The organism is Glaciibacter superstes DSM 21135 (assembly GCF_000421145.1).
Classification (GTDB): domain Bacteria; phylum Actinomycetota; class Actinomycetes; order Actinomycetales; family Microbacteriaceae; genus Cryobacterium; species Cryobacterium superstes.
The window spans coordinates 21,815-34,382 of the sequence record NZ_ATWH01000012.1; the positions used below are offsets into that span (position 1 = coordinate 21,815).

General features: G+C 63.2%; 16 protein-coding genes. All 16 read right to left on the minus strand.

Features of this window, described 5'->3' with window-relative positions; all coding sequences use genetic code 11:
* Positions 1 to 59: 59 nt before the first annotated feature.
* The 16 genes from K323_RS0116430 to K323_RS0116505 all read right to left on the minus strand — a co-directional run bounded on the left by K323_RS0116430 (position 60) and on the right by K323_RS0116505 (position 12,567).
* Complete coding sequence (locus K323_RS0116430) at positions 60 to 923, minus strand: hypothetical protein (RefSeq protein ID WP_022886354.1); 864 nt, start codon at positions 921 to 923, stop codon at positions 60 to 62.
* On the minus strand, positions 923 to 2,032 hold the full coding sequence (locus tag K323_RS0116435) for a hypothetical protein (protein ID WP_022886355.1): 1,110 nt from the start codon (positions 2,030 to 2,032) through the stop codon (positions 923 to 925). Before K323_RS0116435 ends, K323_RS0116430 begins: the two co-directional genes overlap by 1 nt.
* A complete protein-coding gene (locus tag K323_RS0116440) occupies positions 2,032 to 2,865 on the minus strand; it encodes a hypothetical protein (protein ID WP_022886356.1) in 834 nt (277 codons plus the stop codon). Before K323_RS0116440 ends, K323_RS0116435 begins: the two co-directional genes overlap by 1 nt.
* A complete protein-coding gene (locus tag K323_RS0116445) occupies positions 2,865 to 5,489 on the minus strand; it encodes a phage tail protein (RefSeq protein ID WP_022886357.1) in 2,625 nt (874 codons plus the stop codon). Before K323_RS0116445 ends, K323_RS0116440 begins: the two co-directional genes overlap by 1 nt.
* An 18-nt stretch (positions 5,490 to 5,507) precedes the next feature.
* Entirely contained in the window at positions 5,508 to 5,684 is a 177-nt protein-coding gene (locus K323_RS29860; protein ID WP_022886358.1) for a hypothetical protein, read from the minus strand.
* A 134-nt stretch (positions 5,685 to 5,818) separates the two neighbouring features.
* Positions 5,819 to 6,208, minus strand: a complete 390-nt coding sequence (locus K323_RS0116455; RefSeq protein WP_022886359.1) for a hypothetical protein — start codon at positions 6,206 to 6,208, stop codon at positions 5,819 to 5,821.
* 90 nt (positions 6,209 to 6,298) lie between these two features.
* Positions 6,299 to 6,874, minus strand: coding sequence for a hypothetical protein (locus K323_RS0116460; RefSeq protein ID WP_022886360.1), 576 nt, complete (start codon positions 6,872 to 6,874; stop codon positions 6,299 to 6,301).
* Between the two features lie 69 nt (positions 6,875 to 6,943).
* On the minus strand, positions 6,944 to 7,360 hold the full coding sequence (locus K323_RS0116465; RefSeq protein ID WP_022886361.1) for a hypothetical protein: 417 nt from the start codon (positions 7,358 to 7,360) through the stop codon (positions 6,944 to 6,946).
* Positions 7,353 to 7,574 (minus strand): HK97 gp10 family phage protein, encoded by a 222-nt coding sequence (locus K323_RS0116470; RefSeq protein ID WP_169515674.1) that lies wholly within the window; start codon positions 7,572 to 7,574, stop codon positions 7,353 to 7,355. The genes K323_RS0116465 and K323_RS0116470 overlap by 8 nt, the downstream gene beginning before the upstream one ends.
* Positions 7,575 to 7,618: 44 nt before the next feature.
* Positions 7,619 to 7,975, minus strand: coding sequence for a hypothetical protein (locus K323_RS0116475; RefSeq protein ID WP_022886363.1), 357 nt, complete (start codon positions 7,973 to 7,975; stop codon positions 7,619 to 7,621).
* A 186-nt stretch (positions 7,976 to 8,161) separates the two neighbouring features.
* Positions 8,162 to 8,530, minus strand: a complete 369-nt coding sequence (locus K323_RS26760) for a hypothetical protein (protein WP_022886364.1) — start codon at positions 8,528 to 8,530, stop codon at positions 8,162 to 8,164.
* 18 nt (positions 8,531 to 8,548) lie between these two features.
* The gene (locus K323_RS0116485) at positions 8,549 to 8,857 is read right to left on the minus strand and encodes a hypothetical protein (RefSeq protein ID WP_022886365.1); all 309 of its coding nucleotides are present in this window, start codon (positions 8,855 to 8,857) and stop codon (positions 8,549 to 8,551) included.
* Entirely contained in the window at positions 8,857 to 9,774 is a 918-nt protein-coding gene (locus tag K323_RS0116490) for a phage major capsid protein (protein WP_033373423.1), read from the minus strand. Before K323_RS0116490 ends, K323_RS0116485 begins: the two co-directional genes overlap by 1 nt.
* A gap of 14 nt (positions 9,775 to 9,788) precedes the next feature.
* Positions 9,789 to 10,145 (minus strand): capsid cement protein, encoded by a 357-nt coding sequence (locus K323_RS0116495; protein ID WP_022886367.1) that lies wholly within the window; start codon positions 10,143 to 10,145, stop codon positions 9,789 to 9,791.
* A gap of 2 nt (positions 10,146 to 10,147) precedes the next feature.
* Positions 10,148 to 11,311 carry a head maturation protease, ClpP-related gene (locus K323_RS26765; RefSeq protein ID WP_022886368.1) on the minus strand — a complete coding sequence of 388 codons (1,164 nt, stop codon included), beginning with the start codon at positions 11,309 to 11,311 and terminating at the stop codon, positions 10,148 to 10,150.
* Positions 11,308 to 12,567, minus strand: coding sequence for a phage portal protein family protein (locus K323_RS0116505; RefSeq protein ID WP_022886369.1), 1,260 nt, complete (start codon positions 12,565 to 12,567; stop codon positions 11,308 to 11,310). Before K323_RS0116505 ends, K323_RS26765 begins: the two co-directional genes overlap by 4 nt.
* Position 12,568: the final 1 nt, after the last annotated feature.

Sequence of the window (12,568 nt, forward strand, 5' to 3'; positions counted from 1 at the left end):
TAGGTTCTCCAATCGGACCAGCCGCCCCAGAGGAGCGGCGAGATAATGCAGGAAAGGTGTTAGCGAGTGCCGGCGAAACGCAGTGCGCCCGAGAGACCGTCCGACTGCGTGCCTCGCCAGATGGTGTATCCAGATGGCGTGACACCGATGCCGCCGCCGAAATCACGCAGTCGGATCGCGAAGTCCACAGGAAGCGCAACCCAACCGGACCGAGGCTCCACCGGCACTTCGAAAGCAACAGACACGGCGCCACCAAGGAACGTCGAGGACCCGTGCCAGCCGATCATCGGAGCGTTGCCTGACGCCTGCCGAGGGTTCAGGAAGATCTCCATCGAAGTCGGTTGCGTGCCTCGAAGGGCATCCGCGACACGGGTCCCGTAGAACCAGGCGCCCACGTTGTTGTCGCCGTTGTAGACATCGTTGGTCCACCAGCCACCGTTGTACGACCCCGACCCCTCGGCCATGACGACCAGATCAGAGAACGGCCCGCCACCGCCGCCCGGGTTCTGACCGGTATCCGGTGCAACCGGTGTGGCGGTGATCTTTCCCTGGATGATGCCCGTTGTCCAGTTGATCTCCACATCGTCACCGACAACGGGCGTGTAACTCGACCGGAGCCCGAGAACGTAGTCGATGCCGTCTACCGTAACGGTGCACTTAGGTGCACCGCCTGCCTTGATCTTCCCGATCGGGTTCAACTGCGCAGACGGACCGGTCACGATCAGCGCGCCGAGACGCCGCTCCAGCTGCACGGCCATGCCCACGACAGGCGGATAGTACCCAGAACACGGAATCGCCACCGAACGGTCACCGACGTTGACGACGGCGAGCGCACCGTCCATTCTCACAAAAATGCCCAGCTTGTGACCGACGTCAGGGATCGTCGCCAGCCGATTCAGAATCAGATCCGTGTCCGAAGCCATTACAAGCTCCGTTCAGCTCGAAGGGTAACCGTCATCAACTCGGAGTCCGAATACGCGAACTTCACCAGGCGCCCCGAAATCGGTCGGGTATGGCCCTGCACCTCCACCGGGTCACCAAGCTCAAACAAGGGATTGAGAACGCACTGGATTGGAACATCGAACTGCTGCGACCCGGTCACCTGCTCGAGCACAGCCTGCACAGCCGAGTCGGCCTGCTGCTGAGTCTTCACAAACTCCGACGCGAAATAGCGGGTGTACTCGCCGTAATTCCCGGTCGTGGCCAAAGGTCCCTCCAGCACCGCGGCAACCGAGTACAACGGCTTCCTGTCCTCAGTCTCGAAATTACCGACGACGCAGTTGTAGACGTTCTCTGTCTCCACCGAATACGGCACATCAATGACAGTTCCGTTCTCGCCCACCAGCAACGAGCCCACAACCGTGCCCGCACCATCCGGAACGACCGTCACAGCTCCTGCCGGGTCAACAACCGCGCGGCCGCCAAGAACACCGGCGAGCGACTGCACAGCCTTCAACCGACCGCCTTGCACCGCCTCGTAGACAACCGCGGTGGGGATGGGCTTATCGGCGACTGACTCGACCACCGGCATGTTCGTGATGCGGCGGATCTCCTCCCAGCACGAGACGAGTGAAGGCGGTTGTTCCTCGGAACGGAATCCGCGCCGCTTCAACTCCACATCCAACGATTCAAACTCGATCTCAACAACCGAAGCGACGACCCGCTCTGCACCGTTCACAAGAGCCGTGTGGTCCTGCGCGTATGGGACACCCGTGACCTTGAACCAGCCCAGCGTGACGGTCTCCGAGAAGTCACCAGCCGTGATCTCCATCAACAGGAGCAGTTTCGCCCGAAACGGCGACAGCACACCCTCGGTGCCCTCCGGCACCAACGATTCCCCCGACTCCGACTGGTAGACGATAGTCCCGGAACCGCCATGCTTTACCGCAGCACCAAGGTCCCCATCCAGCGACCAGGACAACATGTCGAGGTTCTGTTTGACCCGCTCCGAACCGTGGAACACGTCCGCTATCAGCCTGCGAGAAAACGACCCCTGAAGCACGTTGGTCAACGCTTCGCTGTGTGTGCGCATTACGCCGTCCCTGCCAAGTCGTATCTTCGGTTCACCGCAAGCCGGGTGAGATTATCGGCCTTCACCGCCGACCTCGTGCTGTAGTACGCGTTGATGTCAGCGCGGGTGAGCAGCGGAATGAACAGTGCCGGGGTGGGCGGTGAAACCTCGTCGCCGCTCATCGACCACTTCATGGACTCCCCGCCGATATGCAAATTGATTGCCTCCTCCCGCGGGTCCAATACGGACGCGAAAAGGGGCCGCGGTACCCGCATCTTCATGTCCGCGCCAACACGCACGCAGAGCACCGGGACGCTGTTCGACGTATACGTCCCCACCATGTCCGCGAACCGGTCGGTGTCATCGTCGGTGAGCGTGTAGCAATCCAACGCAATGCCCTGAATGCCCTGCCTCGGCTCGGAGACGACGATGCCCACACGGCGGCCACGCGGATAGAGCACCGAGCCCGGCACCGGCCGGGAGATCGACCTTGCCGCATCAGACGCCATCCGCACCCGAACCGCGCCCTGTGGGTCCAGAGGATTATGCAGCCACGTTTCGTTCACATTCAGCGTGACCGATGTCGCATCCGTGTAACCCAAGGATGATCCAGCGGAGTTGAACATCTCGGCACGGTATGAGACTTCCAGCCCGAACGGAACCTCGAAGTCGATGCGAGTCAGTGCGCCCGCGACAGGCGTATTCACAGCTCCCCGCATTCGATACTCACGGCCCCCGCCGAGACGATACGCGGTCACGAACGTCGTGCCCGCGGCGAAGCTCGAAAAGAGAACTTCAGCTCGCGGGCACGGTGCCGCATCAACAGACGGAGTGATCACAGGTGCGTATGCCATCAGACCTGCACTCCCATCCTTAGCTTCCGAGACTTGCCATCTGACGATTCAGCGAACACCATCTGCGCTTCACCATTCGCCAGCTCACGGAGCCAGCCAACAAAAGTGCCGTCCATGTAGATCGGACGCTCCGAAGCAGCACTCGCCGCGGTAGACGAACCAAGGCCCGAGGCTGATCGTCCAGCGACCATCAGTTCTGCCATGTCCCAACCGGACGACTGGCGATCGAAACCACCCATGAACTGCTCTGACAGGGCAGCGCCACCCTCGCTCACCCGGCGCCAACCGGACCCAGAGAACGGTCCACGCTTCGCCGGCGAGTGAGGGAAGAACCCTGCAATGAAGTCCATGACCCCACCGATCGCGTCACCGATGTTGCCGATCATGCCCGTGATGCCGTCGATGAAGCCCTGGAACAGATCCTGCCCTGCACCAACCAGCAGGTTGCCGAGATCCCCGATAATCGACAGAATCCGGTCCGGCAGGCCAGTGATGAAGCCGAGCACGTTCTGCACACCGGTAGACACGTTGTTCACGAATCCGGAGATCGCCCCCGAGACAGTGGACACCACACCGGAGACGAACCCGACGATGCCGTTCCACACGCTCTGGAAGAACGAACCGATCGCCGACCAGGCCCCATTCCACACCGCCACGATCGTTGAAACGACAGCGTTGATGATCGCCATGACCGTGTTGATATACGCGGTCACGAACGAAACAATTGCCTCCCAGATCACCGAAATGACGAGGAAGAACGCGTTCCAATAGTTGTTCCACACGTCGACGATGAACCCGACAACGGTTGTGATCACCAGCACCAGGGTGTTGATGTACGCCGTGACGAACGCGACGATCCCTTCCCAGATGGCGGTGAAGAAATCAGCGAGGGCAGTGAACACCGTCGTCGCAACCGCAACAATGTTGTTCCACGCCTCCGACAAGAACTGGGTGAAGTTCGCCCAAATCTCCTGCCCGAGCTCCGTCTGAGTGAAGAACCAGATCAGGCCCGCCACCAGGGCTGCAATGGCGATGACGATCAGCGCGATCGGGTTCGCCGACATCGCCACGTTCAAGGCCCACTGCGCCGCCGTAGCGATACCCATGGCGGCAGAACCAGCGAGCATCGCTACACGAGACCCGACAGTCGCAGCAGTGTTCACGACCTTCGCCGCAGCATCCCGCAGCCACAGCACCGACGACGACGCCATGATCGCGATACCACCACGCTGAACGACGTTCGACGCCAGCTGTGATGCTGTCGCCGACCTCGTCGCACCCGCGAGAGAGAACTGCGACGCGGCAAGAGTGAACGTCGCCCCAATCCGGGCAGCATCCAACGGAATCGACGCGAGCGCCGCCACGTTCGCGAGCGTCTGGGCGGCCTTGTAGATGACAAAACCGCCAGCGAGGCCGATGATCAGCGGTGTCAGGATCGCTGAGTTGTCTGCCAGCCATCCGAGGATGTCGGTGAACGCCTGCAGCACCGGGATGATGAGCGGGATACCCGCCGCAATGAGCTTCCCGATCTCCCCCGCGATACCCCCGATGCCCTTTCCGACCTCGAGGAAGATCGGCAGCATTGGCCGGATGATCGCGCCGATACTGCCGAACGTTGACCCGAGCGACGAGAAGTCACCCGACTGGAACGCCGAGACAATCCCGGTGAACGCGTTCTTGATGGTGTCGAACACCCCGATGATCGTCGAACCGACTGCTGAGAAGTCCAGACCGTCGATCCAGCCGGCGAAAGTAGCGATCGCCGGTGTGAGTGCACCACTGAACTTGTCCGCCAACGGCTGCAAACCGGTAGCGAGCCGGTCGACCGCGCCAGCGATCGACGTGAACAGGCCAGGTGCAGCGTCAACAGCGGAACCGGTGAACATCGCGCCCAGGCGACCCCACGCAGCACCAACGTTCGCCCACGCACCACGCGCAGTTGCACCTGACGACAACGCCGCCCCGCCAACACCCGCCTCGAGCGCGTTCTGGAACGTTGCGAAGTCGACCTCACCGCGGGTGACCATCTTCGCGGCCTCATCAGCGGTGACCCCGTACTGGTCAGCGACCATCTGCAGCAGCGGCACACCACGGTTCTGGAACTGATTCAGAACCTCAGTCGTCAGCCGGCCGTTCGTGGCCACCTTGTTGACCATCGCGCCCATCTCGGACAGCGGAGTCTTCGCGATCGTCGCAGCATCCGCCGTGAGCTTCAACGTGCGCGTGAGCGCCTCACCAGGCTTGATACCGGCGGCCACAGCGGATGCTGCGATAGTCGCCGCAGCATCCAGCCCGAACGCTGTGCCCTTGACGGAGTCCAACGCCGACCCCATGATGACGCCGACAGTCTCCCCCGAGTGACCGAGCCCTTCGAGCTGCGCCTTGGCATCCTGGATGTTCAGGGCCCGGCTGAGCCCTTTACCGGCGATCGCTGCGATACCCGCGACGGCAGCACCGATACCGACAGCAATGCCGGCACCGATGCCCTTGACCGCGTTCCCGAACGCGGACGAGAACTTCCCGCCTGATTCCTTGCCCGTGCTGTCGACCTCGGAAACCACCGTCGAACGGAAGCCTTTGAAGACAGGGATGATGAAAACTTCGCCGGAACCAACAGTCGACATGGAAGCTCCGTCCGTGGGCTAGTGGGCGAACGCCGAACGGCGCAGCAGGGAAGCACGCAACTCGGCGCGCTCTTCGGTAGTGACCTCTTCGGCCGCGCCATTCGCAGGCCAGGGCGCCGGCAACGTGAAGGGCTCCGGGTGTTCATTCACATCCCGGTTCGCGTTCATGAACGCCGACGTGTGAATGCCGGCCATGACCTCGCCGTACCCGGCAGCAAAAAGCCACCCTTGGAGATCCGCGTTCAGGTGAGACCCAAACTCGCGACGCAGCTCGTCGATGAGGTCGAGCGCTTCCCGGAAGGGAATGCTGCGCCCGATCTCGTGGAGGCTTACTCCGAATCGGTGTCGGAAGTCGTAGCGGAGGGCTCGACGGTGCTCTCCGACGAAACGGTAGAGCCCTTGGATTCCCCCATTTCGGCGCCCATCCTCTCGCCGAGCACCTCGGAGTACCGCACAAGAATCTTGAGAGCTTTCGCACCGTCACGCATGCCCTCGATCGTCGCCTTGTCCTCAGGCCAGAGAATGTTGTCGATGATGAACCGGGGCATCTTCGACTGCGGGATCTTCAGCTCCTCGAGGTTCATGAACAGTTCGATGCGCTCGAGTGGAATGCGGAGGTCGAGAGACTTCTCACCCTCGTTCGTCTGACACTTCAGATGATCCTCGACGACAAGGAAGTCAGGCTTCGGGCCAGGAGTAGCGGTTTTTGCGGTTGCCATGATGGGCCTTTCATTGATGGGTTGTGATGGGCAAGGGGTGAAACGGGGTGCTGGCCGGGAGGCCCATCACGGTTCCCGGCCAGCAGTCAGTTACGGAGTGACCTCGGCAGGGACCAGCCACTCACCGATGTGCTCGTTGTTCAGCGACGCAGAGCGCTTCGCGTGGAACGTCAGCTCGGTGCCGTTCACGGATCCGCGCTCCGACTTGTCGACCTTCGCCGCGGTCACGGTGACCTCCGCGATGCGGCGCCGGATGACACCGTTCTTGAAGATCTCCTCCGAGAACACGACGAACTCGACCGAGTGTCCGCCGGCGTCGATGGTGATGTACCCGTTTACGTCCGCGGTCTTGCCCCAGGCGAGCTCACGCACGATCGCGTCGTACTGGGCGAGATTCGCGACCAAGTCGGCGTTCGCGAGGCCGGAGGGAATCGAATACCCCTCCTGCCAGAACACGATCGGGTCGCCGTCCGGTTCGAGAGTCCACTCGAAACCGCCGTCCTCGGTGAGGAGACCGGCTTTCTTGAAGGCGACCGGCAGGACGAAGTCCGCGGCGCCTCCCTCAATAGCGGTGGGGAAGGTCGTACCCGAAGGGGCGAAACCCAGAAAGCCGGTGACCGGAAGGCCGACCGCGGTGACGTCATTCCCGAAAGAATCAGCAGTCATTTTGATTGCTCCTTAAAAGCGAAAAGCCCCCGAGTCTCGGAGGCAGATTGAAAGTGGTTGTGAAACGGGTTACAACGGGGTGCCGGCGACAGCGAGAGTCAGAGTGATGTACCGCCTCGCCTTCTCTTGCGACTCAGGGACAGGAAGCGGACCGGATGACCGCAGAACGGCCGTGACCGGGTTGCCAGGCTCCACCGCGGGGATCTGCGTGCGGAGGGCATGGACGATGTTGGCGAGGTCGTTCGCGTCCTTCGGGTTCTCCACCGTCCCAGCGAGGATCGAGAGACCCACGTCACGCTCAGCGGAGATGATCGACGTATCAACGCCACCATCGGCCCGGACGATCAACTGCCTCGCCGCGTTGCTCTCCCTGATGTCGACGACCACGTTCCGACAAACCGCCTCCGGGCGAGCTGCGAGAGCACGTCGATACCAGCCGACCAGGAACAGGTCGAGGTCGGCGTGGATGACCAACGGGTCAGCCATTGCCTGCCGCCCTCAACGCCCGGGAAAGCGTCCCGTGCTTCGACTCGACGAGCATCGCATGATCCGAATCGGCGACCACCTTCGCCACCACCCGAAACGGGGTGTGCACGACCTCCACATGGATGCTGTCCCGGTAATCACCGGTATCGACCGGTGCGGAAGCCCGCGCGGCCGCCGCAACCTGCTCGGCTTTCGCCTTGACGATGCTCTGCACTGCGGCAGAGTTCCCTAGACCAGGAATGAATGACTCGTTGAATTTCATCCGGCAACCTCCTCGAGCGGGATCTCCACGACTGGCCGCCACCCAGTGAACGGGTTGAAGTCCGCCTCCGGCTTCACATGGATGTACAGCACTTCATCACCAGAGCGAACACGGTCACCGGCCAGCACATCAACCGTGACATTCGTGCAGTACAGGCTCTTCGCCGTGACGATCTGCGTGCGGGTGGCACTCGCAGGCGCGACGCTCGACGAGGACGCGATCCACGCACCCTCGAGCGGTAGCTCGTCTAACGGATCGTCCCAACTGCCGGGGATCTGCCGGTCAGGGTTGTACGGGTCCGGGATCGGCAGGCGGCGTTCCCGTTTCACTTGAGACGTGTGGTTGAACTGCACGAGCGACCTCCTCCCGTGACTTAGTAGGCGTCCGCGGTTTGCGTGGCGCCCGGGTCCGTTTCGCCTTGATCTTCTTCGCCGGCGCCGCGGGTGTACCGGCTTCACGCCAGCCCTGCCTGCGATAGTCCGCCACGGTCTCAGCTGGGACCGTGATGGTCTGCGCGCCCTTCAGCAACGTCGCCATGATCACTCTCCTTCGTTTTCCTCAGGCCAGATTCGCGAGAACGTCTTCGTGGCCCTCGGGAACTTGCCAATAGGCCCGCCGGTCACGGTGCTGCTGCCGCAGAGCGCGCGCAAAGCACCACGGTCATCCTCGGAGAAGCAAGACGCGACAACGGTGTAGTCGACGGATGCCGACCCGATCCGCTGCGCCTTCACCAGGCGTGAACCCCGCGCCACCACCTCACGGCCAACACCGATCAGGATCGCGATCGCACTCCACCGGTTACGGCCATCCTCCAGCCCGTCCAGGTAGGGGGCGATGGAGATCGCGTACGCAATCACCCGTAGCGCCGTATTCTCGTCGACGCCCGTGATCTCGTTTGGTTCGATCACTCCATCACCCCCTACTCGTTACTTGACCTTGGCGATCAAGCCCACATCGAGCGCGTGCTTGATGCCGGCCTTCGTGTACCCGTCACCGACCGGTGCACCCCTGTAGAGGTACCGCTCGCCGCCGCCCTCCGTGGGGAGCACAACGGCCGCCCCAGTGACGACGTGACCCTTCGACTTCGGAGCAGCCGCAGCGGACGCGTCAGGCTTGTCGGGCGCCGCAGCAACGGCAGTCGCCGCAGGCTCGGTGGGAGCCGCCGCAGCGGACGCCTCCGTAGCCTTCGGCGCTTCGGTGGCCTTCGTGGCCTGTGCAGGCTTCGTCTCGACCATCAGAGCGTCGTTCCCGTGATCTTGACGCCGGCGAGCGGCTCCGTGACGACCGGCACGACCACGCGACGGGCACGCACCTCGTACTTGTCATCGCGGTGACGATCCGACTTCGTCTCCACACCGGAACCAGCGACAGACGCGTAACCCGGCGAGCCGAGCTTCTCGTCCGCGACACCGCCGAGCTGATCACGGTCGACCAGCAGCGGGTCCGACCCCAAGTAATGCGGGGTCGTCGCCCAGGTGAACCCCAGCGCATCAACCGGGATATTCCCGGTGATCGCGATGTTGCCCTGCTCACGCGGAAGCGCCTTGTCGTCGACCAGGAGGCCGATGAGCTTCGCGTACTGCGTCGGCTTCAGCACCACGGTGTCGAGTTCAATACCGGTGCCGTCCTCCCCGCGCGTGGTCGAGATGCTCGTGAGAGCCTCAATGACCTTGCCCGCGGTCGTCCAAGCGGACGGCGACGCGAACGTGCTCGACACCTTCGACGCGATGACAGCCATCGCCACCGAGTCAACGTGACGGACCACCGAGTTGCTGAGACGGACCAGCGCCTTGTTGACGATGGAGATGCCCTGCTGGGAGATCTTCTCGTCGGTGATGTCCGACTCGAGACCCCACTTGACGGTCTTCGCAGCAGCGAGCTCGCCCTGCGTCAGAACCGTCTTCGGGTACTCGCCGCCAGGAGCGACAGCTTCAGGCGAGTCCGCGGCGAAGATCTCCTCGCCGGTCTCGTAGAAGATACCGCCGCCCTTCGCTTCGTACCGCCCCGAGAGGAGGTAGTCCGCGATGAAGCGCATCTTGGTGAGATCCGCGACACGCTTCGCGATGAGCTGCGGGCTCTGGAGCAGAAGGTGAATCTGCGCCGTGGTGAGCGTCCCCTCGGGACGCGCCACCGGGTAAGTGTAGGAAGCCATTCGACTATCCCCTCTCAGTTCGTCTGGACGTCGATGACGTCACCGTCGGCGGCAGCAGCCTGGAGGGCGATGCCGATGGAATTGACTCCGACGCCGATCGTGGCGATCTTCCCGGCGGTGGCCGAGATGACCTGCACACCGGCGACGATCGCACCCGATGCGGTGAGACGCTGCACGCCACCGCCGTAGACAGTGACCGTCTCACTGATCGCAGCATCGAAACCAGCGACCCCGACAGCGAGAGCGTCAGCGCCGGCCGGGCCGACAGTCCGGTCACCGGTGACAGCGACCAAGCGTCCGCCGATCACAGCGGCCGAGGCCGTGAACGTCACAGCCTGGCCGGGCTTGAACTTGGGCAGGTAGTCAGCCATTTTCAGGCCTCCTTCGTGTCGTCGCCGAACGCGAGTGCGTACAGGCTTTCGGCTTCGGTCGGTTCCTCGGAGGTTCCGATCTCGGAGACGGGGACCGTGTTCTTCGCGAGCGACCCGAGGAGAGCAGTCGTGCCCGCTTCGTTCGTCACGAGCTGAGCCAGCCACGTGTCACGATGCGCGGGCGAGATGCGGCCCTCGGTCACGGCATTCGACACGATGGACTCGCGGCGAGTGGTGTCCTGCTCCTCGCGCGCCTGCCGACCCAGCTCGGCCGAAGCCTGCAGGTCAGAAAGCACGGCGGAGTCTATCAGGACTGTGCCCTCAGGCACTGTCGGGGTGTCGCTGGTCTGCTCCGCGAGTGCCTCGTCAACAGCTGCCAGGAGCAGCTCATCGGAAGCAGCGGCATCGGTCACACCGAGCCGCTCACGGAGGCCAGCCGCCAGAATGTCACTCATTTCGAGTTGTTCCTTTCGGTTGGGTACACCCGGCTCGGTCTGAGACGGGAGTTCAAGGGACGCGAGCGACGGAATCGCCGTTCGCGCACGAGCCGAGAACCGCGCACGGTCCACCGGCTGAGTAGCAGGAGAATCGACCCACTCGTCGGCAAGACCAGCGGCCACGGCCTCCTCAGCCGTGTACCAGCTCTCGGCCTGCATCGCCGCACGCCAAGTTGCACGGTCGGTGCCAGTCCTGCCGGCGTACACGTCCGCGATCGAGTTCGAGAGCTTGTGGAGGATCGTCGCAACTTCGTCCATCAACTCCGCGTCGCCATAAGCACCGCCGGAAGCGTCATGGATCATCAGCTGAGAACCGCGGTTCATCACGATCTTGTCGCCAGCCATAGCGATCACCGATGCCGCGGAGGCCGCCAACCCATCGACGTGCACTGTGACGTGCGCTCGATGGCGTCGGATCGCATTCATGATCGCGATGCCATCCCACGCAGCGCCGCCAGGCGAGTTGATGTAGACGTTCAGCTCGTCCACGTCGAGTGCTGCGAGTTCGGTTGCCATGGTCTGGGCCGAAACGCCACCGCCCCAGAAGCTCTCACCGATCTCGTCGTAGATGAAAACGTCCGCAGACGTCGGCTCATCGGCTGCCTGTGCCTCGGCTCGCGCTTCTATCCGGAACCACGGTCGGGTGGGCCGGGCTGCTTCGTTGGTCATGCGGCCTCCTTGGGCTGTTTCGCGGCCGCAACGTCCGTCGCAGTCGGGTCTTTCACAGGCAGGCTGAACGCCGCCCGCATGAACGTCTCGAGCGTCTCGTCAGGAGTGATCACGCCGGCGTCAATGAGCGACTTCAGCGCCTCCGCAGTCAGCGCCCCACCCGAACCGATCGGCTTGAACACCAACCGCGGTGCCGGTTCCTCGGGACTCCAGTTCAGGTCAACGAGATCTTCGACGACGTGCGCCTGCGTGGTGTCCCTGATGTGCTCGGCAACCGCGTTCAGCGAGCTAGTGAAGAAGTCCGCGAACGTCGACCCCAACGCCCACGACCCCGTCTCCGTGCCGAGGTTCAGGAAGTGCGCCAGCACCGCGCGAGCGATCTGCTCATCGTGGTACCGGATCGGCTTGTCGGTGTCCGGCAGCTTCCCCGTGACACCCATCAGCTCGAGTTTGGATCCGGCCGGGATCGATGCCCCCGCAGCCTCTCCCGCTCGGAAGCCAGTCGCGAGCGTCAGGCCAGCGCCCTTCTCCGACTTCAGCCACTCGTCACGCTCAGTGGGCGAGGCGGTGTCCGGTACCGGAGCGCCCGTGTAGACCGGAACACCGAGACCGTTACGTTCCACCGTGAGGGCTTGCGCGCGCAGCATCCGGTCCTTCAGTAACCAGTTCTTGTACGCCGTGCGCAGGAGGCTCTGGCCGATCCAGTTCCCGCCCTCACGGTCGTTCACGTACGCAACCAGCCGGTCCACGGGGATCGGCTTATCAACCCCGTGCTGCTCGATCGCGATCAGACCACCATCACGGGCGACCTGCACATTCGAGATACTCCGAGGCGGCCGCCATGCGAGCTTCTTCAACCGCAGCTTCTTCCCCTCCGGCTTGTAGACCTGCTCGAAGAAGGAGTGCCCGTAAACCAGCTCGAGCAGCGCCAGCCGGAGGTGTTCGCCCCACTGGAACCGGCCACGCGTGCGGAGGGCAACAGCAGGAGGGCGGCCCTTCACCGGCAGACCCAGGTCAGTCGCGACTTCACTCACGACCTCATCGCGGGCGCCGGCGGGGTCGATCATCCACTCGGCGCCACGGATCGGCAAGGTCACCGCCCGCAACACAGACCCGATCTGGGAATCCTCACGGCGCATTTTGTCGAAAACTGCGACCGACAACGGCCACACCAGGTTCGGGTTCGTTTCGTGTGTTTCTTCCGCCAGAGACGCCCATGAGGCCAACTGGTCGGACTGATAACCGATCTCGGCCACT

What these genes read in the sequence shown, in the direction of transcription:
- K323_RS0116430 (WP_022886354.1), bottom strand. Translation starts at nt 923, where the DNA reads ATGGCTTCGGACACGGATCTGATTCTGAATCGGCTGGCGACGATCCCT.
- K323_RS0116435 (WP_022886355.1), bottom strand. Translation starts at nt 2,032, where the DNA reads ATGCGCACACACAGCGAAGCGTTGACCAACGTGCTTCAGGGGTCGTTT.
- K323_RS0116440 (WP_022886356.1), bottom strand. Translation starts at nt 2,865, where the DNA reads ATGGCATACGCACCTGTGATCACTCCGTCTGTTGATGCGGCACCGTGC.
- K323_RS0116445 (WP_022886357.1), bottom strand. Translation starts at nt 5,489, where the DNA reads ATGTCGACTGTTGGTTCCGGCGAAGTTTTCATCATCCCTGTCTTCAAA.
- K323_RS29860 (WP_022886358.1), bottom strand. Translation starts at nt 5,684, where the DNA reads ATGGCCGGCATTCACACGTCGGCGTTCATGAACGCGAACCGGGATGTG.
- K323_RS0116455 (WP_022886359.1), bottom strand. Translation starts at nt 6,208, where the DNA reads ATGGCAACCGCAAAAACCGCTACTCCTGGCCCGAAGCCTGACTTCCTT.
- K323_RS0116460 (WP_022886360.1), bottom strand. Translation starts at nt 6,874, where the DNA reads ATGACTGCTGATTCTTTCGGGAATGACGTCACCGCGGTCGGCCTTCCG.
- K323_RS0116465 (WP_022886361.1), bottom strand. Translation starts at nt 7,360, where the DNA reads ATGGCTGACCCGTTGGTCATCCACGCCGACCTCGACCTGTTCCTGGTC.
- K323_RS0116485 (WP_022886365.1), bottom strand. Translation starts at nt 8,857, where the DNA reads ATGGTCGAGACGAAGCCTGCACAGGCCACGAAGGCCACCGAAGCGCCG.
- K323_RS0116490 (WP_033373423.1), bottom strand. Translation starts at nt 9,774, where the DNA reads ATGGCTTCCTACACTTACCCGGTGGCGCGTCCCGAGGGGACGCTCACC.
- K323_RS0116495 (WP_022886367.1), bottom strand. Translation starts at nt 10,145, where the DNA reads ATGGCTGACTACCTGCCCAAGTTCAAGCCCGGCCAGGCTGTGACGTTC.
- K323_RS26765 (WP_022886368.1), bottom strand. Translation starts at nt 11,311, where the DNA reads ATGACCAACGAAGCAGCCCGGCCCACCCGACCGTGGTTCCGGATAGAA.